This window comes from Micrococcus sp. KRD012 (genome assembly GCF_017168555.1).
GTDB classification, from domain to species: Bacteria; Actinomycetota; Actinomycetes; order Actinomycetales; family Micrococcaceae; genus Micrococcus; species Micrococcus luteus.
On sequence record NZ_JABFBB010000003.1, the window covers coordinates 16280 to 40946 of the forward strand.

34 protein-coding genes and 1 pseudogene are annotated in these 24667 nt (G+C 70.5%); 4 read left to right on the forward strand and 31 right to left on the reverse strand.

Annotated elements, in window-relative coordinates:
• Nucleotides 1-41: 41 nt before the first annotated feature.
• Both glmS and galE read right to left on the reverse strand, forming a co-directional pair.
• The gene (glmS, locus tag J1M37_RS00370) at nt 42-1913 is read right to left on the reverse strand and encodes a glutamine--fructose-6-phosphate transaminase (isomerizing) (protein ID WP_206451950.1); all 1872 of its coding nucleotides are present in this window, start codon (nt 1911-1913) and stop codon (nt 42-44) included.
• A gap of 50 nt (nt 1914-1963) precedes the next feature.
• Entirely contained in the window at nt 1964-3019 is a 1056-nt protein-coding gene (gene galE, locus J1M37_RS00375; protein WP_073116798.1) for a UDP-glucose 4-epimerase GalE, read from the reverse strand.
• Between the two features lie 74 nt (nt 3020-3093).
• Here galE and coaA point away from each other — a divergent pair, with 74 nt between their 5' ends.
• The 3 genes from coaA to mscL are packed head-to-tail and all read left to right on the forward strand — an operon-like array spanning nt 3094 to nt 5339.
• Entirely contained in the window at nt 3094-4104 is a 1011-nt protein-coding gene (gene coaA, locus J1M37_RS00380; protein ID WP_044659424.1) for a type I pantothenate kinase, read from the forward strand.
• 3 nt (nt 4105-4107) lie between these two features.
• Complete coding sequence (locus tag J1M37_RS00385) at nt 4108-4857, forward strand: M15 family metallopeptidase (protein ID WP_178329100.1); 750 nt, start codon at nt 4108-4110, stop codon at nt 4855-4857.
• A gap of 59 nt (nt 4858-4916) precedes the next feature.
• Complete coding sequence (mscL, locus tag J1M37_RS00390; RefSeq protein ID WP_073116799.1) at nt 4917-5339, forward strand: large conductance mechanosensitive channel protein MscL; 423 nt, start codon at nt 4917-4919, stop codon at nt 5337-5339.
• 94 nt (nt 5340-5433) lie between these two features.
• Here the strand turns inward: mscL and J1M37_RS00395 are convergent, their stop codons facing one another.
• Nucleotides 5434-5661 (reverse strand): hypothetical protein, encoded by a 228-nt coding sequence (locus J1M37_RS00395; RefSeq protein WP_010080407.1) that lies wholly within the window; start codon nt 5659-5661, stop codon nt 5434-5436.
• A gap of 8 nt (nt 5662-5669) precedes the next feature.
• Nucleotides 5670-7025, reverse strand: a complete 1356-nt coding sequence (gene glmM, locus J1M37_RS00400; RefSeq protein ID WP_029248315.1) for a phosphoglucosamine mutase — start codon at nt 7023-7025, stop codon at nt 5670-5672.
• A 162-nt stretch (nt 7026-7187) separates the two neighbouring features.
• On the opposite strand from glmM, the gene J1M37_RS00405 reads away from it, so the two are divergent.
• Nucleotides 7188-7988, forward strand: a complete 801-nt coding sequence (locus J1M37_RS00405; RefSeq protein WP_041103278.1) for a peptidoglycan recognition protein family protein — start codon at nt 7188-7190, stop codon at nt 7986-7988.
• Nucleotides 7989-8053: 65 nt separating this feature from the next.
• Here the strand turns inward: J1M37_RS00405 and J1M37_RS00410 are convergent.
• From J1M37_RS00410 to rplV, 27 genes and pseudogenes are all read right to left on the reverse strand, one after another.
• Nucleotides 8054-8948, reverse strand: a pseudogene (locus J1M37_RS00410) (polyphosphate kinase 2).
• 200 nt (nt 8949-9148) lie between these two features.
• Nucleotides 9149-9637, reverse strand: coding sequence for a 30S ribosomal protein S9 (gene rpsI / locus J1M37_RS00415; protein ID WP_095353618.1), 489 nt, complete (start codon nt 9635-9637; stop codon nt 9149-9151).
• A gap of 41 nt (nt 9638-9678) precedes the next feature.
• The gene (rplM, locus tag J1M37_RS00420) at nt 9679-10122 is read right to left on the reverse strand and encodes a 50S ribosomal protein L13 (protein WP_002857519.1); all 444 of its coding nucleotides are present in this window, start codon (nt 10120-10122) and stop codon (nt 9679-9681) included.
• 277 nt (nt 10123-10399) lie between these two features.
• Complete coding sequence (gene truA / locus J1M37_RS00425; RefSeq protein WP_095353619.1) at nt 10400-11293, reverse strand: tRNA pseudouridine(38-40) synthase TruA; 894 nt, start codon at nt 11291-11293, stop codon at nt 10400-10402.
• Nucleotides 11294-11406: 113 nt separating this feature from the next.
• The gene (gene rplQ, locus J1M37_RS00430) at nt 11407-12135 is read right to left on the reverse strand and encodes a 50S ribosomal protein L17, sunset domain variant (RefSeq protein WP_041103274.1); all 729 of its coding nucleotides are present in this window, start codon (nt 12133-12135) and stop codon (nt 11407-11409) included.
• Between the two features lie 75 nt (nt 12136-12210).
• Nucleotides 12211-13209 (reverse strand): DNA-directed RNA polymerase subunit alpha, encoded by a 999-nt coding sequence (locus J1M37_RS00435; RefSeq protein WP_044659560.1) that lies wholly within the window; start codon nt 13207-13209, stop codon nt 12211-12213.
• Between the two features lie 132 nt (nt 13210-13341).
• Nucleotides 13342-13746 (reverse strand): 30S ribosomal protein S11, encoded by a 405-nt coding sequence (gene rpsK / locus J1M37_RS00440; RefSeq protein ID WP_002857513.1) that lies wholly within the window; start codon nt 13744-13746, stop codon nt 13342-13344.
• An 83-nt stretch (nt 13747-13829) separates the two neighbouring features.
• Nucleotides 13830-14198, reverse strand: a complete 369-nt coding sequence (gene rpsM / locus J1M37_RS00445; protein WP_017487821.1) for a 30S ribosomal protein S13 — start codon at nt 14196-14198, stop codon at nt 13830-13832.
• A gap of 274 nt (nt 14199-14472) precedes the next feature.
• Nucleotides 14473-14586, reverse strand: coding sequence for a 50S ribosomal protein L36 (gene rpmJ, locus J1M37_RS00450; RefSeq protein ID WP_002857509.1), 114 nt, complete (start codon nt 14584-14586; stop codon nt 14473-14475).
• A 35-nt stretch (nt 14587-14621) separates the two neighbouring features.
• On the reverse strand, nt 14622-14843 hold the full coding sequence (gene infA, locus J1M37_RS00455) for a translation initiation factor IF-1 (protein ID WP_010080397.1): 222 nt from the start codon (nt 14841-14843) through the stop codon (nt 14622-14624).
• Between the two features lie 204 nt (nt 14844-15047).
• Nucleotides 15048-15890, reverse strand: coding sequence for a type I methionyl aminopeptidase (gene map / locus J1M37_RS00460; RefSeq protein ID WP_036381552.1), 843 nt, complete (start codon nt 15888-15890; stop codon nt 15048-15050).
• A 4-nt stretch (nt 15891-15894) separates the two neighbouring features.
• Nucleotides 15895-16512, reverse strand: coding sequence for an adenylate kinase (locus J1M37_RS00465; protein ID WP_036381548.1), 618 nt, complete (start codon nt 16510-16512; stop codon nt 15895-15897).
• Nucleotides 16513-16563: 51 nt separating this feature from the next.
• Nucleotides 16564-17871 carry a preprotein translocase subunit SecY gene (gene secY / locus J1M37_RS00470; protein WP_012751035.1) on the reverse strand — a complete coding sequence of 436 codons (1308 nt, stop codon included), beginning with the start codon at nt 17869-17871 and terminating at the stop codon, nt 16564-16566.
• Nucleotides 17872-18036: 165 nt separating this feature from the next.
• Nucleotides 18037-18489, reverse strand: coding sequence for a 50S ribosomal protein L15 (rplO, locus tag J1M37_RS00475; protein WP_002857504.1), 453 nt, complete (start codon nt 18487-18489; stop codon nt 18037-18039).
• On the reverse strand, nt 18482-18706 hold the full coding sequence (gene rpmD / locus J1M37_RS00480) for a 50S ribosomal protein L30 (protein WP_002857502.1): 225 nt from the start codon (nt 18704-18706) through the stop codon (nt 18482-18484). Before rpmD ends, rplO begins: the two co-directional genes overlap by 8 nt.
• A 3-nt stretch (nt 18707-18709) precedes the next feature.
• A complete protein-coding gene (gene rpsE, locus J1M37_RS00485) occupies nt 18710-19459 on the reverse strand; it encodes a 30S ribosomal protein S5 (protein ID WP_036337953.1) in 750 nt (249 codons plus the stop codon).
• Entirely contained in the window at nt 19456-19830 is a 375-nt protein-coding gene (gene rplR / locus J1M37_RS00490; protein WP_002857498.1) for a 50S ribosomal protein L18, read from the reverse strand. The genes rpsE and rplR overlap by 4 nt, the downstream gene beginning before the upstream one ends.
• Nucleotides 19830-20363, reverse strand: coding sequence for a 50S ribosomal protein L6 (rplF, locus tag J1M37_RS00495; protein WP_002857496.1), 534 nt, complete (start codon nt 20361-20363; stop codon nt 19830-19832). The genes rplR and rplF overlap by 1 nt, the downstream gene beginning before the upstream one ends.
• A gap of 30 nt (nt 20364-20393) precedes the next feature.
• Nucleotides 20394-20792 carry a 30S ribosomal protein S8 gene (gene rpsH / locus J1M37_RS00500; RefSeq protein WP_002857494.1) on the reverse strand — a complete coding sequence of 133 codons (399 nt, stop codon included), beginning with the start codon at nt 20790-20792 and terminating at the stop codon, nt 20394-20396.
• A 73-nt stretch (nt 20793-20865) separates the two neighbouring features.
• The gene (rplE, locus tag J1M37_RS00505; protein WP_036337950.1) at nt 20866-21441 is read right to left on the reverse strand and encodes a 50S ribosomal protein L5; all 576 of its coding nucleotides are present in this window, start codon (nt 21439-21441) and stop codon (nt 20866-20868) included.
• On the reverse strand, nt 21441-21782 hold the full coding sequence (rplX, locus tag J1M37_RS00510) for a 50S ribosomal protein L24 (RefSeq protein ID WP_002857489.1): 342 nt from the start codon (nt 21780-21782) through the stop codon (nt 21441-21443). The genes rplE and rplX overlap by 1 nt, the downstream gene beginning before the upstream one ends.
• Nucleotides 21783-21786: 4 nt before the next feature.
• Nucleotides 21787-22155, reverse strand: a complete 369-nt coding sequence (gene rplN / locus J1M37_RS00515) for a 50S ribosomal protein L14 (RefSeq protein WP_002857487.1) — start codon at nt 22153-22155, stop codon at nt 21787-21789.
• Between the two features lie 342 nt (nt 22156-22497).
• Nucleotides 22498-22779 (reverse strand): 30S ribosomal protein S17, encoded by a 282-nt coding sequence (gene rpsQ, locus J1M37_RS00520; protein WP_002857485.1) that lies wholly within the window; start codon nt 22777-22779, stop codon nt 22498-22500.
• Nucleotides 22776-23045, reverse strand: coding sequence for a 50S ribosomal protein L29 (gene rpmC, locus J1M37_RS00525; RefSeq protein ID WP_002857484.1), 270 nt, complete (start codon nt 23043-23045; stop codon nt 22776-22778). Before rpmC ends, rpsQ begins: the two co-directional genes overlap by 4 nt.
• A gap of 4 nt (nt 23046-23049) precedes the next feature.
• Complete coding sequence (rplP, locus tag J1M37_RS00530) at nt 23050-23466, reverse strand: 50S ribosomal protein L16 (protein ID WP_002857481.1); 417 nt, start codon at nt 23464-23466, stop codon at nt 23050-23052.
• Nucleotides 23466-24284, reverse strand: a complete 819-nt coding sequence (gene rpsC / locus J1M37_RS00535) for a 30S ribosomal protein S3 (RefSeq protein WP_002857479.1) — start codon at nt 24282-24284, stop codon at nt 23466-23468. The genes rplP and rpsC overlap by 1 nt, the downstream gene beginning before the upstream one ends.
• 2 nt (nt 24285-24286) lie before the next feature.
• Entirely contained in the window at nt 24287-24652 is a 366-nt protein-coding gene (gene rplV, locus J1M37_RS00540; protein WP_002857477.1) for a 50S ribosomal protein L22, read from the reverse strand.
• Nucleotides 24653-24667: the final 15 nt, after the last annotated feature.

Genomic DNA, 24667 nt, shown 5'->3' on the forward strand with positions numbered 1-24667 from the left:
CCGGGCCCGGCAGGAGAGGTCTCGGTGGCCTCAGCGGCGGATCACTCCACCGTGACGGACTTGGCGAGGTTGCGCGGCTGGTCCACGTCGTAGCCCTTCGCCGTGGCGAGCTCGAGGGCGAAGATCTGCAGCGGGACCGTGGTCAGCAGCGGCATGAGCATCGGCTGGGTCTCGGGGACCTCGAAGACGACCTCGGCCTGGCCGCGCACGGCCGCGTCGCCGCGCTCGGCGACGGCGAAGGTGCGGGCGCCGCGGGCGCGGACCTCCTGGATGTTCGAGACCACCTTGGCGTGCAGCGAGTGACGGTCCAGGGGCGAGGGCATGACCACGAAGACCGGCTGGCCGTCGTCGATCAGGGCGATCGGGCCGTGCTTGAGCTCGCCCGCGGCGAAGCCCTCGGCGTGGATGTAGGCGAGCTCCTTGAGCTTGAGCGCGCCCTCCATGGCCACCGGGTAGCCGACGTTGCGGCCGAGGAACAGGACGGAGGTGGCGTCGGCCATGGAGCGGGCGAGCTCCTTGACCTGGTCCTTGGCGGCGAGGATCTCCTCGATCTTGCCGGGGATCGCCCCGAGGTCCGCCAGGATGTCCTTGATCTGGCCGCTGAACAGCTTCTTGTTCAGCTGGGCCAGGTACAGGCCCAGCAGGTAGGCGGCGGTGATCTGCGCCAGGAACGCCTTGGTGGAGGCGACGGCGATCTCGGGGCCGGCGTGCGTGTAGAGCACGGCGTCCGACTCGCGCGGGATCGTGGAGCCGTTGGTGTTGCAGATGGACACGGTGCGGGCGCCCTGCTCCTTGGCGTAGCGGACCGCCATGAGGGTGTCCATGGTCTCGCCGGACTGGGAGATGGACACCACGAGGGTGTGCGGGTCGATGATCGGGTCGCGGTAGCGGAACTCGTGGGAGAGTTCCACCTCCACGGGGATCCGGCACCAGTGCTCGATGGCGTACTTGGCCACCGTGCCCGCGTAGGCGGACGTGCCGCACGCCAGGACGATGATCTTGTCGACGGCCTTGAGCTCCTCGGGGTCGATCCGCAGCTCGTCCAGCATCAGGGCGCCGGCGGCGTCCGTGCGGCCCAGCAGGGTGTCCTGCACGGCCTGGGGCTGGTCGTGGATCTCCTTCTCCATGAAGGTCTCGAAGCCGCCCTTCTCCGCGGCCGAGGCGTCCCAGTCCACGGTGAAGCGCTTGCCGTCGGCGGGGCCGCCCCGGAAGTCCGAGATCTCGACGGCGTCGGCCGTGATCGTCACGACCTGGTCCTGCTCGAGCTCGATGGCCTCGCGGGTGAAGTCGATGAAGCCGGAGACGTCCGAGCCGAGGAAGTTCTCCCCCTCGCCCAGGCCGACGACGAGCGGCGAGTTGCGGCGCGAGGCCACCACGCGGTCCGGGTGGTCCACGTGCACGGCCAGCAGGGTGAAGGCACCCTCGAGGCGCTGGGAGGCCAGCTGCATGGCGCGGGTCAGGTCCTGGCCGGCCGCGTGCCGGTAGACGTCGGCGAGGAGGCGGGCGGCCACCTCGGTGTCCGTCTCGGAGAGGAACTCGACGCCCTTGGCGAGCAGCTCCTCGCGCAGCTCGGCGTAGTTCTCGATGATGCCGTTGTGGATGAGCGCCAGGCGGCCCTCGTCCGCCACATGCGGGTGGGCGTTGCGGTCGGTGGGGCCGCCGTGGGTGGCCCACCGGGTGTGGCCGATGCCGACGAGACCGGTGGGGATGGGGTGCTCGGCGAGCTCCTCGGCGAGGTTGGCGAGCTTGCCCGCCTTCTTCCGGTGGTACAGCTGACCGCCGTCCACCACGGCCACACCGGCGGAGTCGTATCCGCGGTATTCAAGACGACGCAGGCCCTCCATCAGGACGTCGAGAGCGCCGTGCTCACGATCTGACTGGGGCTGGCCGATGTATCCGACGATTCCGCACATGCGCACGAGAATACCGGGCCGGACCCGACTTCGGCGCACGGCGGGCCGTCTCACTCCGTCCGGGACGAGAACCCCGCGGGGTTGGCCTGCTGCCAGGCCCAGAGGTCCCGCACCATCGCGGTCACATCGCGTCGGGCGTGCCAGCCCACCTCGGCGCCGATCGCGTCCACGGCGGCGCACGACTCGGCGATGTCCCCGGGCCGGCGCTCGACCACGCGGTAGGGGATGCGGCCGCCCGTGACCGCCTCGAAGGCGCGCACCATCTCGAACACGGTGACGCCCTCGCCCCGGCCGATGTTCCAGACCCGGGTCGTCGTACCGCCCCCGGCCGCCACCCGGGCCGCGAGCCAGTCGAGCCCGGCCACGTGCGCCTCCGCGAGGTCCATCACGTGGATGAAGTCGCGCACGGCGCTGCCGTCGCGCGTGTCGAAGTCCGCGCCGAACACCCGCAGCTCGGGGTACGCGCCGGAGGCCACCCGCGCCACGAAGGGCATGAGGTTCGCCGGCACCCCGCTCGGGTCCTCGCCCAGCCGCCCGGAGGGATGCGCGCCGACCGGGTTGAAGTAGCGCAGCATCGCCAGCCCGCCGCCGTCGACCGTGGCGCAGACGTCGCGCAGCACCTGCTCCGCCATGAGCTTGGAGTGCCCGTAGGGCGAGACCGGGTCCGTGGCGGCGTCCTCGGCGACCGGCACCGGCGCGCGGTCGCCGTACACGGTCGCGGAGGAGGAGAACAGGACCGTGCGGGCGCCGGCCGCGAGCGCGGCCTCGGCGACGGCGGCCGTGCCGCCCACGTTCACGTCGTAGTAGGCGGCGGGGCGGGTCATCGACTCGGTGGGCGACTTCAGCCCGGCGAAGTGCACGAGTGCGGCCGGGCCGAAGTCCGCGAGCGCCCCGCGGTAGTCCTCGGGGCGGCGGATGTCGGCCACGTGCAGGCGCAGCCGCGACCCGCCCAGACGCGTCCCGGCGAGCTCGGCGACGCGCTCGAGCGCCGTCGTCGTCGCCGTGACCAGGCTGTCCAGGACGAGGACGTCGTGGCCCGCCTCGAGCAGCGTGAGCACGGTGTGGGATCCGAGGTATCCGGCACCGCCGGTCACGAGAACGCGCATGGGCCGATCCTATCCGGGCCCTGTGACGTCACGCGGGGGCCCGCTCCGGGCGGGCCGCGGCCATAATGGATCGGGTGACCTACACCCCCCCGACCTCCGAGCTGCCCCTCGTGGGCCCCGAGGAGCCCGCGGACGCCGTGCCCGACGGCCACCAGCGCTCCCCCTTCGTGGAGCTGGACCGCCAGACCTGGGCCCGTCTCGCCTCGGAGATGGCGCAGCCCTTCGACCAGGCGGACGTGGAGCGTCTGCGCGGCCTCGGCGAGCATCTGTCCCTGCGCGAGGTTGCCGAGGTCTACCTTCCGCTCTCGCGCCTGCTGAGCATCAACGTGGAGGCCTCCGCGGCCCTGCGCAGCGCGACCAACGCGTTCCTCGGCGAGCGGACGGGGCGCACCCCGTACGTGATCGGGGTGGCCGGGTCGGTCGCCGTCGGCAAGTCGACGACGGCGCGTGTGCTCCAGGAGATGCTGCGCCGCTGGCCGACGACGCCGCGCGTCGAGCTGGTCACCACGGACGGCTTCCTGCACCCCAACGCGGTGCTGCACGAGCGCGGCATCATGTCCCGCAAGGGCTTCCCCGAGTCCTACGACCGCCGCGCGCTGCTGCGCTTCATGGCGGACGTCAAGTCCGGGGCGCAGGAGGTGCGCGCGCCCGTGTACTCGCACATCACCTACGACATCGTGCCGGGCGAGGAACAGGTGGTGCACCGTCCCGACGTGCTGATCGTGGAGGGACTCAACGTGCTGGCCCCGCCGCGCACCCGGGCCGACGGCACCGCCGGGCTCTCCGTCTCCGACTTCTTCGACTTCTCGGTGTACGTGGACGCGCGCGCGTCCTGGATCCGGTCCTGGTACATCGACCGGTTCATGGGTCTGCGCTCGGGGGCCTTCGCCGACCCGCGCAGCTACTTCCACCGGTACTCCTCCCTGTCGGACGCCGAGGCTCAGGCGACGGCCGAGTCCATCTGGGACTCCATCAACGGCCCGAACCTCGAGCAGAACGTGCGCCCGACCCGCGGGCGCGCCCGGCTGGTGCTCACGAAGAACGCGCAACACGAGGTGACCCGCGTGCTGCTGAGGAAGGTCTGATCCATGCGTCGCACCCTCCCTCTCGCCGCGCTGGCCGCGCTCGCGCTGCTCGTGGCCGGTTGCGGCACGCCCGCCGCGGGCCCGTCCTCGACGCCGACGACGCCGACGTCCGGCTCCGCGAGCGCGGCCGCGTCGTCCGGCGCCGCCTCGAGCACGGCGCCGTCGTCGGGCACGCACGCCGACCCGGCCACCCTCGACGTCGTCGTGAACAAGACCCGCCCCGTGGCCCCGCCCGACTGGGCGCCCTCGGATCTGGTGGCCGTGCCCGGCAGCGAGCTGTCCCTGCGGGCGGCGGCCGCGACGGCGGCCGGTGACCTGCTGGATGCCGCCGCGGCGGCGGGCCACCGCCTCACCACCCTGAGCGCCTACCGCTCGTACGACTACCAGGTCCGGACGTACGGCCACTGGGTCGACGAGCTGGGCCGCGCCGAGGCCGACCGCGTCTCGGCGCGTCCGGGGTACTCCGAGCACCAGACCGGCCTGGCCTGGGACGTGGGCGACGCCGCGACCCCCGCGTGTGACCTGGAAGCGTGCTTCGGCGACACCGCCGCGGGCCGCTGGGTGGCCGCGCACGCCGCCGAGTACGGGTTCGTCATCCGCTATCCCGTCGGGGCCGAGGACGTGACGGGCTTCGCCCACGAGCCCTGGCACCTGCGCTACGTCGGGTCCGCGGAGGCGGCCCGGGTCGAGGCGGCCGGCGGCGTCCTCGAGACCGCGTGGGGTCTGCCTCCGGCACCCGACTACGCGGACTGAGACGCACGACTCGCTCGAACCCGTACCGCGCCGCCTTCGTGACACGTAGGATTCTCCCCATGCTCCAGGGATTCAAAGACTTCATCATGAAGGGCAACGTCCTCGACCTTGCCGTCGCCGTCATCATCGGCGCCGCCTTCGGCAAGATCGTGAACGCGCTCGTCGAGGCGGTCCTCATGCCGCTCATCGCCGCCGCCGTGGGCTCGCCGAACTTCGACTCGTTCGCCGTGCTGACGGTCAACGGCAACGACGTGAAGTTCGGCGTGCTGCTCACCGCCCTCGTCAACTTCCTGCTCATCGCCGCGGCCGTGTACTTCGCCATCGTGATGCCGATGAACAAGATGATCGAGGCCCGCAACCGCCGCCTCGGCATCGACCCCGCCGAGGAGGAGGTGCCCGCCGACGTCGCCGTGCTCACCGAGATCCGCGACCTGCTCGCCGAGCGCCGCGGCGGCCCCACCTCCGGGACCACCACCCTCTGATCTCCCCCTGTCCGACGCCGAAGGGCCCGGGACGACTCACGCGAGTCGCCCCGCGCCCTTCCTTCATGCCCTCGGCGGCACCGGGGCCGTGCCCTCAGGGCCGCGACGTCGTCCGGTCCGCGCTGGACCCGGCGTCCGGGGCGACCTCCGAGTCCTGCCGGTCCGGATCCAGGCACGGCAACCACTCCACGGGGGCGCTCTGCCGCGCACACACGGGCGCGTCCACGGCGAGGAACGCGGCCGACCACAGGACCGCCAGCCCCGCGAGCAGCCCCGCGAACAGGGTCCAGCGGCGGGGCCGGGGGGCCGCGTCCGACGTCATCGGTCCGGTCAGTCGTGCAGGCGCAGCTCGCGCTGCACGACGTCGGCCAGCACCTGGGCCTCCCGGCCGGCGGTCTCCTCGTCCGGGGCCTCGACCATGACGCGCACGACCGGCTCCGTGCCCGACGGGCGCAGCAGCACGCGGCCGGTCTCGCCGAGGCGGGCCTCCGCCTCGGCCACCGCCGCCTGGACGGCCTCGTCCTCGGCGGCGCGGGACTTGTCCACGCCGCGCACGTTCACGAGGACCTGGGGCAGCCGGTCCATCACCGCGGCCAGCTCGGAGAGCGGGGTGCCGGTCTCGGCGACGCGCGAGGCGAGCTGCAGGCCGGTGAGGACCCCGTCGCCGGTGGTGGCGTGGTCCGAGAAGATCACGTGGCCGGACTGCTCGCCGCCGAGCGAGTAGTCGCCGAGCTTCATGCCGGCCAGGACGTAGCGGTCGCCCACCTGGGTCTCGACGAGCTGGACGCCCTCCCGGCCCATGGCCAGCTTCAGGCCCAGGTTGGACATGACGGTCACGACCAGGGTGTCGTCCCGCAGGACGCCGCGGTCCTTGAGGGCCACGGCCATGACGCCCATGATCTGGTCGCCGTCGACGACCTCGCCGCGCTCGTCCACGGCGAGGCACCGGTCGGCGTCGCCGTCGTGCGCGATGCCGAGGTCCGCGCCGTGCTCGCGCACGGCCGCCTGGAGCTTCTCGAGGTGGGTGGAGCCGTAGCCGTCGTTGATGTTGAGCCCGTCCGGGGACGCGCCGATCACGACGACCTCCGCGCCGGCGGCGCGGAACGCCTCGGGCGAGCAGCCGGCGGCCGCACCGTGTGCGCAGTCCAAGACGACCTTGAGCCCGTCCAGCCGGTGCGGGAGGGTCTGCAGGAGGTGGAGGACGTAGCGGTCCTCGGCGTCCGCGAAGACGCGCACGCGGCCCACGTCCGCGCCCTGGGGCCGCCGCGGCGTCACGCCCTCGAGGTGACGGATGATCTCGTCCTCCTGCGCGTCGGTCAGCTTCTCGCCGCCGCGCGCGAGGAACTTGATGCCGTTGTCCGGGGCCGGGTTGTGGGAGGCGGAGATCATCACGCCGAAGTCGGCGTCCAGGTCCCCCACGAGATAGGCGGCGGCGGGGGTCGGCAGCACGCCCGCATCCCACACGTCCACGCCCGAGGACGCCAGGCCCGCCTGCACGGCGGCCGCGATGAACTCACCGCTGATGCGCGGGTCCCGGGCCACGACGGCGACCGGGCGTCGGCCGGCGTCGAAGGCCTCCGCGCCGAGGACGGGCGAGGCGGCCTGGGCCAGCTGGACGGACAACTCCACGGTGAGGGTCTCGTTGGCCAGGCCACGGACGCCATCGGTTCCGAACAATCTCGACATGATCAGTCAGTGTAGGGGCCGCCCCTGCGGCCTGCATCACGGGAGGGTCACGAAACGGGCCGGGGGGCGGTAGCATCGGACCGGTCGAGCCCCCGCGGCCGCGCGCCCGTCCGCTCACATCCGCCCGGGAGGCCCCGCCCCGAACCCGAAGGACCTCGATCCATGCCCGACGTGACCCCGCCCCCGCCCTCCCGTTCCTGGACGCGCCGCAGCGTGCTGGGCGGCACGGGCCTGGCGATCGCCGCCGGCGTGGCCGGCTGCGGGCGTGATGAGCAGGCCGAGCAGAGCTCGGAGGGCGACGAGCAGGCCACCCGCCTGCCCGCCCCGGACATCATCACCACGGCGCAGTGGGGCGCCATGCAGCCCAACTACTACCTGCAGACCCTGAACGAGCGCCCCTCCTACCTGGTGATCCACCACACCACCACGCCGAACGTCACGGACGGCTCCCGGGAGGCGGCGGAAAGCATCGCACAGGTGGTCCAGAACGCGCACATGAGCCCCGCGAACGACTGGGGCGATACCGGGCAGCACTTCACCGTCTCCCGCGGCGGCTTTGCGATGGAGGGCCGCCACGGCTCCCGGCACGCGCTCGAGGGCGGACAGACGTTCATGCTCGGCGTCCACGCGCTCGGGTTCAACGCGTATGCGCTCGGCATCGAGTGCGAGGGGCTGTACATGCTGAACCCGCCGCCGCAGAGCCTCTACGCCGGCCTGGTGCCGCTCGTCGCCTACATCTGCCAGCAGTACGAGCTGCCGCCGTCCCGCATCATCGGCCACCGCGACGTCACCGCCACCAGCTGCTGCGGCGACGCGTTCTACGCCAAGCTGCCGATCCTGCGCGAGGACGTCCGCCTCTCCCTGGCCTCGGGCGAGTACCACGTCTCGGAGGGCTTCGGGGCGGACAACCTCTTCGACGACGCCCACGTCACCCCGGAGTACGTGGAGGAGGAGCGCGGCTGAATCCGCCCCCGCACACGACGGCGCCCCTCCCCGGACGGTGAGGGGCGCCGTCGTGTGCGGCCCGGTCAGCGCACGCGCGGGAACGAGCCGCCGGAGACCTCGCCGTACTCGGCCAGCTCGTTGGCCGGGCCGCAGATCTGCGGGTCGGGGCGGTGGACGATGCGCTCGTCCTTGTCCGGGTAGGGCAGCGTGTGCAGCACGTGGCGGATGGCCTCGAGGCGGGCGCGCTTCTTGTCGTTCGACTTCACGACGGTCCACGGGGCGTCGGCCGTGTGCGTGTAGAAGAACATGGCCTCCTTCGCGTTCGTGTAGTCGTCCCACTTGTCCAGGGAGGCCAGGTCGGTGGGCGAGAGCTTCCAGCGACGCACGGGGTCGGTCTCCCGCGCGGCGAAGCGATTGAGCTGCTCACGCTGGGACACGGAGAACCAGAACTTGATGATGTGCACGCCGGAGTTGACGAGCATGCGCTCCAGCTCAGGGGTCTCGCGCATGAACTCGAGGTGCTGGATGTAGCACTGGAAGTACCACTGCGAGGCCTCCTCCTCCGTGGGCTTCTCCAGGGCCACGGTCCGGGCGCCGCGGGGGTTGAGGTGCTCGTTGAAGCGCTTGATGGCGCCGCCCTTGTCGGCGGCGTCGCGGCCCTCGAAGATGATCAGGACCTTCTGGCCGGTCTCCTTGACCCAGAGCTGCATCTTCAGCAGCTCGATCTGCAGCTCGCGCTTGCGTCGTTCGTAGCTCTTGCGGCTGAGCTTGGTCTTGTACGGGTAGCCCTCACGCCAGGCCTGCGGGTCCGGGGTGGGGGGTCTTCTTCTCCCCGCCGAGCTTGCGGCCCAGCTCCCGGATCTCGTCCACCTCGGCGGCGTAGTCACGGGTCACGGCGAAGGGGGCCTGCGCGGCGTGCTCCGTGCCGTGCTCGCCACGGGTGCGGGGGTCGGGCGTGGGACTCGTGTTCTCGGCCACGGCGGCTCCCGAGGGTGTCTCCGATCGGACCGCGCACCGGACGGGCGAGCGGCCCGTCATGGCGTCGTCGCCATGCGCCTTCATATTACCCCTGGGTCAGGTGCCGCCGGCCCACGGAGACGGCGGACGCCCCGCCCCGCTCGTGAGGAGCGGGACGGGGCGTCGGCGGGGGCACGGTGGGGACACCGTGCGGCGCAGGATCAGCGCTTCGAGAACTGCGAGGCCTTGCGGGCCTTCTTGAGGCCGGCCTTCTTGCGCTCGATGACGCGGGCGTCGCGGGTCAGGAAGCCGGCCTTCTTGAGCGCCGGGCGGTTGTGCTCGCGGTTGATCTCGTTGAGGGCGCGGGAGATGCCCAGGCGCAGCGCACCGGCCTGGCCGGAGGGGCCGCCGCCGTGGATGCGGGCGATCACGTCGTAGGCGCCGGTCAGCTCCAGCAGCGTGAAGGGGTCGGAGACCTCCTGCTGGTGCAGCTTGTTCGGAAAGTAGTTCTCCAGGGCGCGACCGTTGATGGTCCACTGGCCGGAGCCGGGGACGAGGCGCACGCGGGCCACGGCCTCCTTGCGGCGGCCGACGGCGGAGCCGGGCACGGTCAGGGCCGGGCGCTCGGAGGCGACGGGGGCCTCGGCGGCGGCGGTGGACTCAGAGGTGTAGCTCGTCAGCTCCACGTCGTCGTTCTCGTTGATGCTCATGGTTCTCCTCAGGGAAGGTCTGCGTCAGTGGCCCGCCGGGGTCACTGGGCGACCTGGCCGATCTCGAAGGTCTGGGGCTGCTGGGCGGTGTGCGGGTGCTCGGCGCCCTTGTACACCTTCAGCTTGGAGAGCTGCTGGGCGGCCAGCGAGTTCTTCGGGAGCATGCCCTTGACGGCCTTCTCCACGGCGCGGACCGGGTTGGTCTCGAGCAGCTCGGCGTAGGACTGCGACTTCAGGCCGCCCGGGTAGCCCGAGTGGCGGTAGGCGCGCTTCTTCTCGAGCTTGGCGCCGGTGAGGGCGACCTTCTCGGCGTTCACGATGATGACGTAGTCGCCCATGTCCATGTGGGGGGCGAACGTCGGCTTGTGCTTGCCGCGCAGGAGGGTGGCGGTGTGGGAGGCCAGGCGGCCGAGGACGACGTCGGTGGCATCGATGATGTGCCACTGACGGTCGGCGTCGCCAGGCTTGGGAGAGTACGTACGCACGTTGTCTGCCTTCAGGGTCGGTGGTGGTCCACAGCACCTGCCCGCCGGGTCGTGATTCCGGCGCGCTCGCGCTGTCAGTTCTCCGTGCGCGCCGGTCCCCCAGGTGAGGGCTGGAAGGCGTCCGGGCCCGATGCCCCGGGGGTGCGGCGCGAGCTGAAGGCCATGCAACTGAGCCACTCGCGGCACGACGCATCCGGGTGCGGGCATGCGCAACGTCCACCCATCCTACCGAACGCGGGCCCCGGAGCCAAAAGCCGCCGCCGCGGGCGACCCCGGCTCACAGGGTCCGCTTCGCCCGGGTGCCCTCGGCGCGCCGGCGCAGCTCCTCCGCCTCGTCGGGATAGCCGACGGCGAGCAGCGTCAGCCCCCCGGGCGGGGCGAGGCGCACCTCGGAGTCGCGGGCCGGCCTCGCCACCCGGTGCGCGAGCCAGCCGGGCTCGCGGGCCCCCTCCCCCACCTGCAGCAGCGCCCCGACGATCGCCCGGACCATGTTGTGGCAGAACGCGTCGGCCCGGATCCGGACGCGCACGACGCCGTCCTCATCGCGTCGCACCTCCAGGTGCTGGACCTCGCGGATGGTCGTGGCGCCCGCGCGGGGCCGGCAGAAGGACAGGAAGTCGTGCAGTCCGAGGACGGCGTCGGCCTCCAGCGCCATGAGGCGATCGTCCAGGGCGGCGCCGTGCCAGTGGGTGAAGCCCCGCGTGCGCGGATCACGCGCGGCGGGTGCGTCGTCGATCCGGTACTCGTACTCGCGCCACAGCGCGCTGAACCGCGCGTCGAAGCCCGCGGGGGCCCGCCGCGCCCCGTGCACGACGACGGCCCCGCCCCACCCGGAGAGCACCCCGCCGAGGCGGCGGGTGAGGGAGGTGGCCGGCTCCAGGCCGGGCCGGCCGCGGGTCAGGCCCGCCCACTCCGTCTCGGTCAGGTCGAGGTGGACGACCTGGCCGCGCGCGTGCACCCCCGCGTCGGTGCGGCCGGCGACCACCGTGCGCACGGGCCGGCGCAGGATCCGCTCGAGCCCGTCCTCCAGCGCACCCTGGACCGAGTCGAGACCGGGCTGGCGGGCCCAGCCGTGGAAGGTGCCGCCGTCGTAGGCCAGGTCCAGGCGGACTCGCACGGATGCGGGATCCCCGGGTGCCGGCGGGACGTCCGGGCGGTGCTGCTCGCTCATGCTGCTCCTCTCAGCGGGGCGGGGCCGGGGACGGCGAAGGGCCGCCCACCGGGTGGTGGACGGCCCTCGCCGGGGCGTCGTCACGGGGACGGACGCGGACTCCCGCGATGGCGTCAGGCCATCTTCTGGGCGGCCTCGCCACCGGCGGGCTCGAAGCCCGCGGCCTTGGCCTCCTCGACGGTGGAGAACCAGACCTCGGCGGTGGTCTGGTCGTACCAGCGCGAGCCGGGGACGTGGTACTTCTTCGAGCTGGCGTTGCCCTTGATGGTGGCCTCGGCCGGAGCCGAGCCGTCCTCGTTGGTGGGCACGGCGCCGTCGATCTCGGCGGCGGCCTCCTGCGACTCGGCCACGGTGACCTCCTCGGTGGCGGCCGGGTCGACGGCCTCCACCGGGGTGGACTCGGCCGGCGCGGCCGGCGCGGACGCGGCGGCCTGCTCGGCCTCACGCACCACGGCCTGCTTGCCGGAGATCGGGTCCATGATCAGCTCGATCACGGCCATGGGCGCGTTGTCGCCCTGGCGGTTGCCGATCTTGGTGATGCGGGTGTAACCGCCGTTGCGCTCGGCCATCGCCGGGCCGATCACGGTGAACAGCTCGTGCACGACCGCCTTGTTGGTGCGGTTCTTGGCGGCGATGAGACCCTGCACCTTGCGGCGGGCCGGCAGATCGCCCTTCTTGGCGAAGGTGATCAGGCGCTCGGCGTACGGGCGCAGGCGCTTGGCGCGGGTGAGCGTCGTGGTGATCGACTTGTGCTCGAACAGCTGGGCGGACATGTTCGCCAGCATGATGCGCTCGTGGGCCGGGCTGCCGCCCAGACGCGGACCCTTGGTGGGGGTAGGCATGGTGTTTCTCCTCGGGTGGGACCCTTCAGCCGGCTGCGGCGTCGGGTCGAAGATGTCAGGTGGTGCGGAATCGGCTCAGTAGTCCGAGAACGGGTCGTCGTCCATCTGGCGCGCGTGCGCCTGCGGGTCGTAGCCGGCCGGCGAGTCCTTGAGGGACAGGCCCAGCTCCTGGAGCTTCTCCTTGACCTCGTCGATGGACTTCGCGCCGAAGTTGCGGATGTCCATCAGGTCGGCCTCGGACCGGCCCACGAGCTCGCCCACGGTGTGGATGCCCTCGCGCTTGAGGCAGTTGTACGAGCGCACGGTGAGCTCGAGCTCCTCGATCGGCTGGGCCAGGTCGGCGGAGCCCTCGACGACCTCGGGCTCGTCACCCAGGTCGATGCCCTCGGCCTCGACGTTGAGCGAGCGGGCCAGGCCGAACAGCTCGACCAGGGTGGAGCCGGCAGAGGCCACCGCGTCACGCGGCAGCATGTTCTCCTTGGTCTCCACGTCCAGGATCAGACGGTCGAAGTCGGTGCGCTGCTCCACACGGGTGGCCTCGACCTTGAAGGTCACCTTGAGGACCGGGGAGTAGATGGAGTCGACCGGGATACGGCCGATCTCCGCGTCCGCGGACTTGTTCTGGGCGGCGGTCACGTAGCCGCGACCGCGCTCGATGGTCAGCTCCATGTCGAACTTGCCCTTCGCGTTCAGGGTCGCGATGTGCAGGTCCGGGTTGTGGATCTCGACGCCGGCCGGCGCGGTGATGTCCGCGGCGGTGACGACGCCGGCCCCCTGCTTGCGCAGGTAGGCCACCACGGGCTCGTCGTTCTCCGAGGAGACGGAGAGCTTCTTGATGTTGAGGATGATCTCGGTGACATCCTCCTTGACTCCGTTGACGGTGCTGAACTCGTGCAGCACGCCGTCCACGCGGATGCTGGTCACGGCAGCACCGGGGATCGACGAGAGCAGAGTGCGGCGCAGGGAGTTGCCGAGGGTGTAGCCGAAGCCGGGCTCCAGGGGCTCGATGACGAACCGGGAACGACGGTCGGAGACGACCTCTTCGGTCAGCGTGGGGCGCTGTGCAATGAGCACGGACATTTCCTTTCGGCGAGCGTCCGCCATATGACGCACGCGGTGGGTGGAAACGAGGACGGGGTGGGGGCAGGTCCGCAGACCTGTCCGCGTCCGCCCCGGGCGGGGGCGGACGCGGACACAGCGCTCAGGTCAGACGCGGCGGCGCTTCGCCGGGCGAGCGCCGTTGTGGGCCATGGGGGTGACGTCCTGGATGGACCCCACCTCGAGGCCGGCGGCCTGCAGGGAGCGGATGGCGGTCTCGCGGCCCGAGCCCGGACCCTTCACGAAGACGTCCACCTTCTTCATGCCGTGCTCCTGCGCACGCTTGGCGGCCTGCTCGGCGGCCATCTGCGCGGCGTACGGGGTCGACTTGCGCGACCCCTTGAAGCCGACCTCGCCGGACGAGGCCCAGGAGATGACGGCACCCGTGGTGTCCGTGATGGACACGATGGTGTTGTTGAACGTGCTCTTGATGTGGGCCTGGCCCACGGTGATGTTCTTGTTGGCCTTGCGACGCGGCTTGCGGGCAGCCGATGCGCGAGTCTTGGGGGGCATGTGATTCTCCTCCGGGAAAGCTGCTGGTGCTGATGCTGCGGGCGGGGCGTCCGGACGTGGACGCGGTCACCGCCGGTGCAGGATCACTTCTTCTTGCCGGCGACCGTCTTCTTGGGGCCCTTGCGGGTACGGGCGTTGGTCTTCGTGCGCTGGCCGCGCACCGGCAGGCCGCGGCGGTGGCGCAGGCCCTCGTAGGAGCCGATCTCCACCTTGCGACGGATGTCGGCGGCCACCTCGCGGCGGAGGTCGCCCTCCACCTTGTAGCTGCCCTCGATGTGGTCGCGCAGCTGCACCAGCTGCTCGTCGGAGAGGTCCTTCACGCGGATGTTCGGGTCGATGCCCGTGGCGGCGAGGGTCTCCTCAGCGCGGGTCTTGCCCACACCGTAGATGTACGTGAGTGCGATGATCACGCGCTTCTCGCGCGGAATGTCAACGCCTGCAAGACGAGCCATGTGGCCGTCCTCCTGTTCTTCTGCAGCAGGGGTCTGCACCAGGGACGTCCCGCACGACGCGGCACTGGGCCTCGCGGACCCGTCGTCGCGGCGCCGGGGAAGATCCGGCGTGCTCCGCGGCGGGCGTCCGCCGTCGTCGGTCTCCGGCCCCTGCGGCCGGAGGTGGGGGCCCTCCCCTCACGGGGTGGACCGCTGTCCCTGCTGTTCGGCCCGATGGCCGGTGGGTGGTGTGGTCAACGCGACGGCGTCGCTCCCCGGGCTCCCGGGGAGGCGATCAGCCCTGGCGCTGCTTGTGGCGCGGGTTCGAGCAGATCACCAGCACGCGGCCCTTACGGCGCACGACCTGGCACTTGTCACAAATCCGCTTCACGCTCGGCTGAACCTTCACGGCTCTTCCTCCTGCGCTCGCTTGGACGGGGGTTCTTACTTGTATCGGTACACGATCCGACCCCGGTTGAGGTCGTACGGGCTAAGCTCCACCACGACGCGATCCTCGGGGAGGATGCGGATGTAGTGCTGACGCATCTTTCCGGAGATCGTGGCGAGCACGACGTGCTCGTTCTGCAGACGGACCCGGAACATCGCGTTCGGCAATGCCTCCGACACCGTGCCCTCGACCTCGATGACACCTTCCTTCTTAGCCATGTCCTCCACAATCGTCATGCCCCGGGCACGGCCGCGGAGGGCCGGGTGACGGGGCGGGAACGGGTCTGCTCGCCGGCGCACACGAGTGCGCGCACACGAACAACGTTCGATGATACCGCATTCTCGGTCTGAGAACCAGCACAGACGACGACGGCCGCCCGGTCCGCCGGACGGGCGGGACGGACGGCCGACAGCTCGGGCCGCTCACTCCCCCGGCGGGACCGGGACCACGCCGAACCGGGCGAGCTCGGAGGCGCCGCCGTCGGGCGCGGTGAGCACCCACACACCGCCGTCGTGCCGGCAGACCGAGTGCTCCCACTGGCTGGCGCGGGCGCCGTCGAGGGTCACCACGGTCCAGTCGTCCGCGAGCACCTTCGTGTCGATGGAGCCACGCACCAGCATCGGCTCGATGGCGAGTGCCAGACCGGGGCGGATCTTGGGCCCCCGGTGGCCGGTGCGGTAGTTGAACACGTCCGGCGGCAGGTGCATGGCCGAGCCGATGCCGTGCCCCACGTACTCCTCGAGGATGCCGAGCTCCTCGCCCGGCTGCGCGGAGACGAAGTCGTCGATGGCGTCCCCGATGTCCCCGACGTGGGTGGCGGAGGCGAAGGCCGCGATGCCGACCCAGAGTGCCTCCCGCGTGATCGCCGAGAGGCGCTCGTCGGCCGGGTCCGCGGTGCCGGCCGCGGAGGAGCCCAGGATCACCGTGCGGGCCGAGTCGGCGTGCCAGCCGTCCACGATCGCGCCCCCGTCGACCTTCAGCACGTCGCCGGTCTGCAGGACCCGGTCCCCGGGGATGCCGTGCACGACCTCGTCGTTGACCGAGGTGCAGATCGAGGCCGGGAAGTCGTAGTAGCCCAGGAAGTTGGACGTGGCACCGCGCTCGGCCAGCACGCCCGCGAACACGGCGTCCAGCTCCGCGGTGGTGACGCCCGGCGCGGCCGCGGCCAGCGTGGCGTCCAACGCCTCGGACAGGACCACCCCCGCGCGCTGCATGGCCTGCAGCTGGGGGGCGGTCTTGAGCTCGAGCGAGCGGCGGCCGATCACGGGGTCAGGACTCCGCGCCCGGCTGGATCACGGGCAGGGAGCCCGTGGCGGCACGCACGGAGTACACGGCCTGCAGCAGGCGCTCGGTGACGTCGTCGATCTGCCCGGTGCCGTCCACGCGGGCGACGATGCCGCGCTCCACGTACTCCTGGATGACGGACTCGGTCTCGCGGTGGTACAGGTCCAGGCGGTGCTCGATGACCTCCTGGGTGTCGTCCGCGCGGCCCTCGATCTCGGCACGCTTGAGCAGACGCTCCACGAGCTCCTCGTCGGGCACCTCCAGCTCGACGACGGCGGACAGCGACTGGCCGGACTCGGCGAGCATGGCGTCCAGCGCCTCGACCTGGCCCTTCGTGCGCGGGTAGCCGTCCAGCAGGAAGCCGTGCTCCGCGTCGGCCTGGGCGATGCGGTCCGCGACCATGCGGTTCGTGACCTCATCGGGGACGAAGTCGCCGTTGTCGATGTACTTCTTGGCCTCGACGCCGAGCGGCGTCATCGACTTCACGTTGTGGCGGAAGATGTCACCGGTGGAGATCGGGACGATCCCCATCTTGTCGGCGATCCGGGTGGCCTGGGTGCCCTTGCCGGAACCGGGAGGGCCCATGAGCAGCATGCGGGTCATCGTGTGTTCCTCACTGTCGATACGGACGGCGTTGCGGGATCGGGTCGGGGCTCAGCGCAGCAGGCCCTCGTAGTGGCGCTGCTCCATCTGTGCGCTGACCTGCTTCACGGTCTGGAGGCCGACGCCCACCATGATGAGGATGGACGTGCCGCCGAGCGGGAAGTTCTGGCTGGTGCCGATCACCGCGAAGGCGATCAGCGGGATCATGGCCACGATACCGAGGTAGAGGGCGCCCACGAACGTGATGCGGCTGATGACGTACTGCAGGTAACGCTCGGTGGGCCGTCCGGCGCGGACGCCGGGGATGAAGCCGCCATAGCGCTTCATGTTGTCCGAGATCTCCACCGGGTTGAACGTGATGGACACGTAGAAGTACGTGAAGCCGATGATGAGCAGGAAGTACAGTGCCATGTACACCGGGTGGTCGCCGGAGCCGAAGTACCGGCTCAGCCACGTGATCCACGGGGCCGGCGCACTGCCGTCCTGCGGCGTGTTGAACTGGATGAGGATGCCCGGGAGCATCAACACGGAGGAGGCGAAGATGACCGGGATGACGTTGGCCATGTTCACCTTGACCGGGATGTAGGTGCTCGACCCGCCCACGGTCCGCGAGCCGATCTGCCGCTTGGCGTACTGGACCGGGATCCGGCGCTGCGACTCCTCCACGAAGACGATGGCCAGCATGGTGAGCAGGCCGATCCCCATGACGATCGCGAAAACGCGCCAGCCCTGCGTCTGGACCACCTGGCCGAGGCCGGCCGGGAAGCCCGCCGCGATGGAGGTGAAGATCAGCAGGGACATGCCGTTGCCCACGCCGTTCTCGGTGATCCGCTCGCCGAACCACATGACGATGAGACATCCGGTGGTCAGGGCGATGACCACGAGCAGCACCGTGAGGATGGAGCCGTCGCGCAGCAGCGGCAGGCTGCATCCGAGCAGGGCCCCGGTGCGGGCCAGCGAGGCCATCGTGGTCGCCTGCAGCAGGGCGAGGGCGAGGGTCAGGTAGCGGGTGTACTGCGTCAGCGTCGCCTGGCCCTGCGGGCCCTCCTGGTGGAGCTGCTCGAAGCGCGGGATCACCACCCGCAGCAGCTGCACGATGATCGACGCCGTGATGTAGGGCATGATGCCGAGCGCGAAGACGGACACCTGCAGGAGCGCCCCGCCCGAGAACATGTTCACGAAGGAGTACAGGCCGCCCTGGGCGTTGCCCGCTGCCAGACACTGCTGCACCGCCGGGTAGTCCACCCCGGGGGCCGGCACGAAGGCGCCCATCCGGTAGACGGCGATGAGCCCGAGCGTGAAGGCGATCTTCCGCAACAGGTCAGGCGTCCGGACGATCCGGGCGATGGCCTTGAGCACGAGTCCTCCTGCGGTGGTCCTGTGGGGCGCGCGCCGGCCGCGGGGCGGGGCACGAGACGGCGGCAACACCGGGGCGGCCGCTGTGCGAGTCTACACGGACGGACCGAGGGCCCTGGTCCGGAGCTCCTGCTCCGGGCCAGGGCCCTCGGTCGATGGGTCGGCGTGTCAGAGGGTCTCGGTGGACCCGCCGGCGGCCTGGATCTTCTCCACGGCGGACGAGGAGAAGGCGTTCGCCTTCACCTGCACGGCCGCGGTGATCTCCCCCGTGCCCAGCACCTTCACGGGCTGACCGCGACGGACGAGGCCCTTGGACACGAGCGCGTCCACGGTGACCTCACCGCCCTCGGGGAAGTGCGCGGAGAGCTTGTCCAGGTTCACGACCTGGTACTCCGTGCGGAACGGGTTCTTGAAGCCGCGGAGCTTCGGCAGACGCATCTGCAGGGGCAGCTGGCCGCCCTCGAAGCCCGCACGGACCTGGTAACGGGCCTTGGTGCCCTTGGTGCCGCGACCGGCGGTCTTGCCCTTCGACGCCTCACCGCGACCCACGCGGGTCTTGGCGGTCTTGGCACCGGGGGCCGGACGCAGGTCGTGGACCTTGATGGCGTCGTTGTCAGCCATTGTTGACCTCCTCCACGGACACCAGGTGCGGCACGGTGTTGACCATGCCGACCGTCACCGCATCGGCCTTGCGGGTGACCTGGTGGCCGATCCGCTTCAGGCCCAGCGAGCGCAGGGTGTCCCGATGGTTCTGCTTGGAGCCCGTGACGCCGCGGGTCTGGGTGATGACCAGGGTGGCGTCCGAGGGCTGGATGTTCTTGCGGGTGGGCTCAAACACGGCTCACGCACCTGCCTTCGCGCTCTTCTGGGCGCGATCGTTCTCCATGGTGCGCAGCATCGCATGGGGGGCGATCTCGTCCAGGGCCTTGCCGCGGCGGGCGGCGACGGCCTGGGGCTCTTCCAGCTTCTTGAGGGCGTCCACGGTGCCGCGCACGATGTTGATCGCGTTCACGGAGCCCATGGACTTGGAGAGCACGTCGTGGATGCCGGCGCACTCGAGCACGGCGCGCACCGGACCGCCGGCGATCACGCCGGTACCCGGGGAGGCCGGGCGGAGCAGCACGACGCCGGCGGCGTCCTCACCCTGCACCAGGTGCGGGATGGTGGAGCCGACGCGGGGGACGCGGAAGAAGGACTTCTTGGCCTCCTCCACGGCCTTCTGGATCGCAGCGGGGACCTCCTTCGCCTTGCCGTAGCCGACGCCGACGGTGCCGTCGCCGTCACCCACCACCACGAGGGCGGTGAAGGAGAATCGGCGGCCGCCCTTGACGACCTTGGAGACGCGGTTGATGCCCACGACTCGCTCGAGGAACTGGTCCTTCTCGTCGTCCTGGGCGCCACGACGGTTGCGGTCGTCGCGACGGCCGCCACGACGATCGCCGTCACGGCCACCGCGGCCGCCGTCGCGACCGCCGCGGCCACCGGCGGCGCGCTCGGTGGTCTGGCTCGCCGAGCCCGACCCGGTCTCGGAGACGGTGGTCTCGGTGCTCTCGGTCACCTGAGTGTCCTTCTGGTTGATGTTCTCGGTCACAGCTGCAGCCCACCCTCTCGCGCACCGTCGGCCACGGCCGCGACGCGCCCGTGGTACTTGTTGCCGCCGCGGTCGAAGACCACGGCCTCGATGCCGGCCGCCTTGGCACGCTCGGCGACGAGCTCGCCCACGCGCTTGGCCTTGGCCGTCTTGTCACCCTCGAGCGCACGCACGTCGGCCTCCATGGTGGAGGCGTACGCGAGCGTGCGGCTCTGCGTGTCGTCCACGACCTGCACGAACATGTGCCGTGCAGAGCGGTTGACGACGAGGCGGGGACGGACGGTGGTGCCGGAGATCCGCTTGCGCACCCGGAGGTGGCGGCGGGTGCGGGCGTTGAACTTGCCCTTGCCCTTCACCTTCAGAGTAGACATCACTTACCTGCCTTTCCGGCCTTGCGGCGGATCTGCTCGCCCGCGTAGCGCACGCCCTTGCCCTTGTACGGGTCGGGGCGGCGCAGCTTGCGGATGTTGGCGGCGGTCTCGCCGACCTGCTGCTTGTCGATACCGGCGACGGTGACCCTGTTGCCCTCCACCGTGAAGGTGATGCCCTGGGGCGCCTTCACCGGGACAGGGTGGGAGTAGCCCAGGGCGAACTCGAGGTCCTGGCCCTTGGCCTGCACGCGGTAGCCGGTGCCGACGACCTCGAGCTGCTTGGAGAAGCCGTTGGTCACGCCCTCGACCATGTTGCTGATGAGGGTGCGGGTCAGACCGTGCAGGGAGCGGGACTCACGCTCGTCGTCGGGGCGGGCCACGGTGACCTGCCCCTCCTCGAGGGTGGCCGTGATGGGCGTGGGCAGCGAGTGCTCGAGCTGGCCCTTGGGGCCCTTCACGGAGACGCGGTCGCCGTCGATGGTCACATCGACGCCGGCGGGGATGGTGATCGGGAGACGTCCGATTCGAGACATGTCAGTTCAGCCTTTCTTCCGTCTTGCCCGTCACCAGACGTAGGCGAGGACTTCTCCGCCCACGCCCTTCTTGGCGGCCTGCTGGTTCGTGAGGAGACCAGAGGAGGTGGACAGGATGGCGATGCCGAGGCCGCCCAGCACGTGGGGCAGGTTCGTGGACTTCGCGTACACGCGCAGGCCCGGCTTGGAGATGCGGCGCAGGCCGGCGATCGCACGCTCACGCTGCGGGCCGAACTTCAGGTCGATGGTCAGCTTCTTGCCGACCTCGGCCTCCTCCTCGCGCCAGTCCTGGATGTAGCCCTCGGCCTTGAGGATCTCGGCGACGCGAGTCTTCAGCTTCGAGGACGGCATGGACACGGTGTCGTGGTAGGCCGAGTTTGCGTTGCGCAGACGGGTCAGCATGTCTGCGACGGGATCGGTCATGGTCATGTGGGCTTCACGCCCTTTCTCGCCGTGGTTTCCGCCATCGGTTCACCGGTGGAGGACCTGTGGCGTGGAGGTCTTACTGGTCGGTCTTGAACGGGAAGCCCAGCGCCTTCAGCAGCGCGCGGCCCTCGTCGTCGTTCTTGGCGGTCGTCACCACGGTGATGTCCATGCCGCGCACGCGGTCGATCTTGTCCTGATCGATCTCGTGGAACACGGTCTGCTCGGACAGGCCGAAGGTGTAGTTGCCGTTGCCGTCGAACTGGCGGTCGGACAGGCCGCGGAAGTCACGGATGCGCGGCAGCGCGAGCGTGACCAGGCGGTCCAGGAACTCCCACATGCGATCGCCACGGAGGGTGGCGTGGGTGCCGATGGGCATGCCCTCACGCAGCTTGAACTGCGCGATGGACTTGCGGGCCTTGGTGATCATCGGCTTCTGGCCGGTGATGGCGGTGAGGTCGGTGACCGCGCCGTCGATGATCTTGGAGTCCTTGGCGGCCTCGCCGACGCCCATGTTGACGACGACCTTCACAAGGCCCGGCACCTGCATGACGTTCCCGTACTGGAACTGCTCCTGCAGGGCGTCGCGGATCTCCTCGCGGTACTTGGTCTTCAGACGCGGGGTGACCTTCTCGGTCTGCTGCACCTCGGTCATCACAGCTCCTTCCCCGAGGCCTTGGCGAAGCGGACCTTCACGGTCTTGCTCACGCCGTCCTTCTCGACGGTCTCGAAGCGGTAGCCCACACGGGTCGGCTTCTTGGTCTCCGGGTCCACCACGGCCACGTTCGAGATGTGGATCGGGGCCTCGACGACCTGCAGGCCGCCCTCGGTGGAACCGTTGTTGTCCTGGCCGGCGCGCAGGTGCTTGGTCACGCGGTTCACGCCCTCGACGAGCACGCGCTCATCCGTCGGGAACACGCGCAGGACCTTGCCCTGCTTGCCCTTGTCCTTGCCACTGATGACCTGGACGAGGTCGTCCTTCTTGATCTTGGCCATGAGGTCAGATCACCTCCGGGGCGAGCGACACGATCTTCATGAACTTCTTGTCACGCAGCTCGCGACCCACGGGGCCGAAGATGCGCGTGCCACGGGGCTCGCCGTCGGTCTTCAGGATGACCGCCGCGTTCTCGTCGAACTTGATGTACGAGCCGTCGGGACGGCGGGACTGCTTGCGGGTGCGGACCACCACGGCCTTGACGACGTCGCCCTTCTTGACGTTGCCGCCGGGGATGGCGTCCTTCACGGTGGCGACGATGGTGTCGCCGATGCCTGCGTAGCGGCGTCCGGAACCGCCGAGAACACGGATGGTCAGGATTTCCTTCGCACCGGTGTTGTCGGCGACCTTGAGCCGCGACTCCTGCTGGATCACTTGTCTCTCCTAGCGTCGCGCCGGTTCTCCCCCACGATGGGCGAGCCTTGCGGAACGGTTGAACGGGCATCCCGGGACGCTTACCCCTCCCCCGAGGCGGGCCGCCCGCCGTCGTCCCCCGACGACGCGTGTTCAGACAGCGTCGGGGAGGTCGAGAGCGGAGGGGCGCGCAGGGCAGGGCCGAGGCGGATCCGGGATCGGTGTGCGCGGCCCTCGGCACACAGGATGGATGGTCCTGCCAACGAGAGGGCGCACGAATATCAAAGTCTAACGCACAAGGCCGCCCCGTGCCAGTGCACGGGGCGGCCCTCTGCGTCGCCGGCCCTCAGGGGGCCGGGTCGATCACTTGGCGCGCTCGACGACCTCCACCAGGCGCCACCGCTTGGAGGCGGACAGCGGGCGGGTCTCGGCGATGCGGACGCGGTCGCCCACGCCGGCGGTGTTGTCCTCGTCGTGCGCCTTCACGCGCTTCGAGGTCTTCATCACCTTGCCGTAGAGCGAGTGCTTCTTGCGGTCCTGGACCTCGACGACGATGGTCTTGTCCATCTTGTCGGACACGACGATGCCACGGAGGGCCTTGCGGTAGCCGCGCTCCTCGGAGACGGCCGGGGTCTGCTCGGTCACTTGGCAGCCTCCTCGTTCTTCTCGGCCTGCGCCTCGGCGGCGACATCGCCGCGGATGCCCAGCTCGCGCTCGCGCAGGATCGTGTAGATGCGCGCGATGTCACGCTTGACGGACTTCAGCCGACTGGCGTTGTCCAGCTGGCCGGTGGCGGCCTGGAAGCGCAGGTTGAACAGCTCCTCCTTGGAGGACTTCAGGGCCTCCAGCAGGCGGGCGTTGTCCATCCCGTCCAGGGACTCGACGTTCAGATCCTTGGTGCCGATCGCCATGGGATCACTCACCACCCTCTCGACGGATGATACGGGCCTTCAGCGGCAGCTTGTGGATGGCCAGGCGGAGCGCCTCACGGGCGACGTCCTCCGTGACACCCGACAGCTCGAAGAGCACGCGTCCGGGCTTGACGTTGGCGACCCACCACTCCGGCGAGCCCTTGCCGGAGCCCATGCGGGTCTCGGCGGGCTTCTTGGTGATCGGACGGTCCGGGTAGATGTTGATCCAGACCTTGCCGCCACGCTTGATGTAGCGGGTCATGGCGATACGGGCGGCCTCGATCTGACGGTTGGTCACATAGGCCGGCGTGAGCGCCTGGATGCCCCACTCGCCGAACGTCACGGTGGTGCCGCCCTTGGCGGCGCCGGAACGCTTGGGGTGGTGCTGCTTGCGGTGCTTGACGCGACGGGGGATCAGCATCAGGCGTTGCCTCCTTCAGCGGGAGCGGCGGCCGGGGTCTCGGCGCCGGCGCCGGCGTTCTCCTGGCGGGGAGCACGCTCGGCGCGATCGTTGCGACGACGACGCTCGCCGCCGCCACGGCGCTCGCCGCCACGGCCACGGCCGGAGGGCTGCGCGGCCTCCTTGGCCGCGAGCTCCTTGGCGGTCAGGTCGCCCTTGTAGATCCAGACCTTCACGCCGATGCGGCCGAAGGTGGTCTTGGCCTCGAACTTGCCGAAGTCGATGTTCGCGCGGAGGGTGTGCAGCGGCACGCGACCCTCGCGGTAGAACTCCGAGCGGCTCATCTCGGCGCCGCCGAGGCGGCCGGAGCACTGGATGCGGATGCCCTGCGCGCCGGCGCGCATGGCGGACTGGATCGCCTTCTTCATCGCACGGCGGAACGCCACGCGGGAGGCGAGCTGCTCGGCCACACCCTGCGCCACCAGCTGGGCATCGGTCTCGGGGTTCTTGACCTCGAGGATGTTCAGCTGGATCTGCTTGCCGGTGAGCTTCTCGAGCTCACCGCGGATGCGGTCGGCCTCGGCGCCGCGGCGGCCGATCACGATGCCCGGACGCGCGGTGTGGATGTCCACGCGCACGCGGTCACGGGTGCGCTCGATCTCCACCTTGGAGATGCCGGCGCGCTCCATGCCGGTGGTCATCAGCTCGCGGATCTTGACGTCCTCCTTGAGGAAGTCAGCGTAGCGCTGGCCCTCCTTGTGGGAGTCCGCGAACCAGTGCGAGACGTGGTCGGTGGTGATGCCGAGGCGGAACCCGTTGGGGTTGATCTTCTGTCCCATTGTCAGTTCCCACCCTTCTCGTCCTTGGACGCCACGACCACGGTCACGTGGCTCGTGCGCTTGTTGATGCGGTACGCGCGGCCCTGAGCACGGGGCTGGAACCGCTTCATGGTCGGGCCCTCGTCCACGAAGGCCTCGGTGATGTAGAGGGCGTCCTCGTCGAAGGCCTGGCCCTCGCGGTCCGCCTTGACACGGGCGTTCGCCACCGCGGAGGTCACCAGCTTGTACACCGGCTCCGAAGCACCCTGCTGGGCGAACTTCAGGATGGCCAGTGCTTCGGTGGCCTGCTTGCCACGGACCAGGTCGACGACGCGCCGGGCCTTCATCGGCGTCACGCGCAGGTGGCGCGCAATTGCCTTGGCTTCCATTGCTTCTCTCTTTCG

Coding starts and splice junctions, on each gene's coding strand:
- glmS (WP_206451950.1), bottom strand. CDS start 1,913: ATGTGCGGAATCGTCGGATACATCGGCCAGCCCCAGTCAGATCGTGAG.
- galE (WP_073116798.1), bottom strand. CDS start 3,019: ATGCGCGTTCTCGTGACCGGCGGTGCCGGATACCTCGGATCCCACACC.
- J1M37_RS00385 (WP_178329100.1), top strand. CDS start 4,108: ATGCGTCGCACCCTCCCTCTCGCCGCGCTGGCCGCGCTCGCGCTGCTC.
- mscL (WP_073116799.1), top strand. CDS start 4,917: ATGCTCCAGGGATTCAAAGACTTCATCATGAAGGGCAACGTCCTCGAC.
- J1M37_RS00395 (WP_010080407.1), bottom strand. CDS start 5,661: ATGACGTCGGACGCGGCCCCCCGGCCCCGCCGCTGGACCCTGTTCGCG.
- glmM (WP_029248315.1), bottom strand. CDS start 7,025: ATGTCGAGATTGTTCGGAACCGATGGCGTCCGTGGCCTGGCCAACGAG.
- J1M37_RS00405 (WP_041103278.1), top strand. CDS start 7,188: ATGCCCGACGTGACCCCGCCCCCGCCCTCCCGTTCCTGGACGCGCCGC.
- rpsI (WP_095353618.1), bottom strand. CDS start 9,637: ATGAGCATCAACGAGAACGACGACGTGGAGCTGACGAGCTACACCTCT.
- truA (WP_095353619.1), bottom strand. CDS start 11,293: ATGAGCGAGCAGCACCGCCCGGACGTCCCGCCGGCACCCGGGGATCCC.
- rplQ (WP_041103274.1), bottom strand. CDS start 12,135: ATGCCTACCCCCACCAAGGGTCCGCGTCTGGGCGGCAGCCCGGCCCAC.
- rpsK (WP_002857513.1), bottom strand. CDS start 13,746: ATGCCCCCCAAGACTCGCGCATCGGCTGCCCGCAAGCCGCGTCGCAAG.
- rpsM (WP_017487821.1), bottom strand. CDS start 14,198: ATGGCTCGTCTTGCAGGCGTTGACATTCCGCGCGAGAAGCGCGTGATC.
- infA (WP_010080397.1), bottom strand. CDS start 14,843: ATGGCTAAGAAGGAAGGTGTCATCGAGGTCGAGGGCACGGTGTCGGAG.
- J1M37_RS00465 (WP_036381548.1), bottom strand. CDS start 16,512: ATGACCCGCATGCTGCTCATGGGCCCTCCCGGTTCCGGCAAGGGCACC.
- rplO (WP_002857504.1), bottom strand. CDS start 18,489: ATGGCTGACAACGACGCCATCAAGGTCCACGACCTGCGTCCGGCCCCC.
- rplR (WP_002857498.1), bottom strand. CDS start 19,830: ATGTCTACTCTGAAGGTGAAGGGCAAGGGCAAGTTCAACGCCCGCACC.
- rplF (WP_002857496.1), bottom strand. CDS start 20,363: ATGTCTCGAATCGGACGTCTCCCGATCACCATCCCCGCCGGCGTCGAT.
- rpsH (WP_002857494.1), bottom strand. CDS start 20,792: ATGACCATGACCGATCCCGTCGCAGACATGCTGACCCGTCTGCGCAAC.
- rplE (WP_036337950.1), bottom strand. CDS start 21,441: ATGACCGAGGTGCAGCAGACCGAGAAGGTCACCCCGCGTCTGAAGACC.
- rplX (WP_002857489.1), bottom strand. CDS start 21,782: ATGGCCAAGATCAAGAAGGACGACCTCGTCCAGGTCATCAGTGGCAAG.
- rpmC (WP_002857484.1), bottom strand. CDS start 23,045: ATGGCGATCGGCACCAAGGATCTGAACGTCGAGTCCCTGGACGGGATG.
- rplP (WP_002857481.1), bottom strand. CDS start 23,466: ATGCTGATCCCCCGTCGCGTCAAGCACCGCAAGCAGCACCACCCCAAG.
- rpsC (WP_002857479.1), bottom strand. CDS start 24,284: ATGGGACAGAAGATCAACCCCAACGGGTTCCGCCTCGGCATCACCACC.
- rplV (WP_002857477.1), bottom strand. CDS start 24,652: ATGGAAGCCAAGGCAATTGCGCGCCACCTGCGCGTGACGCCGATGAAG.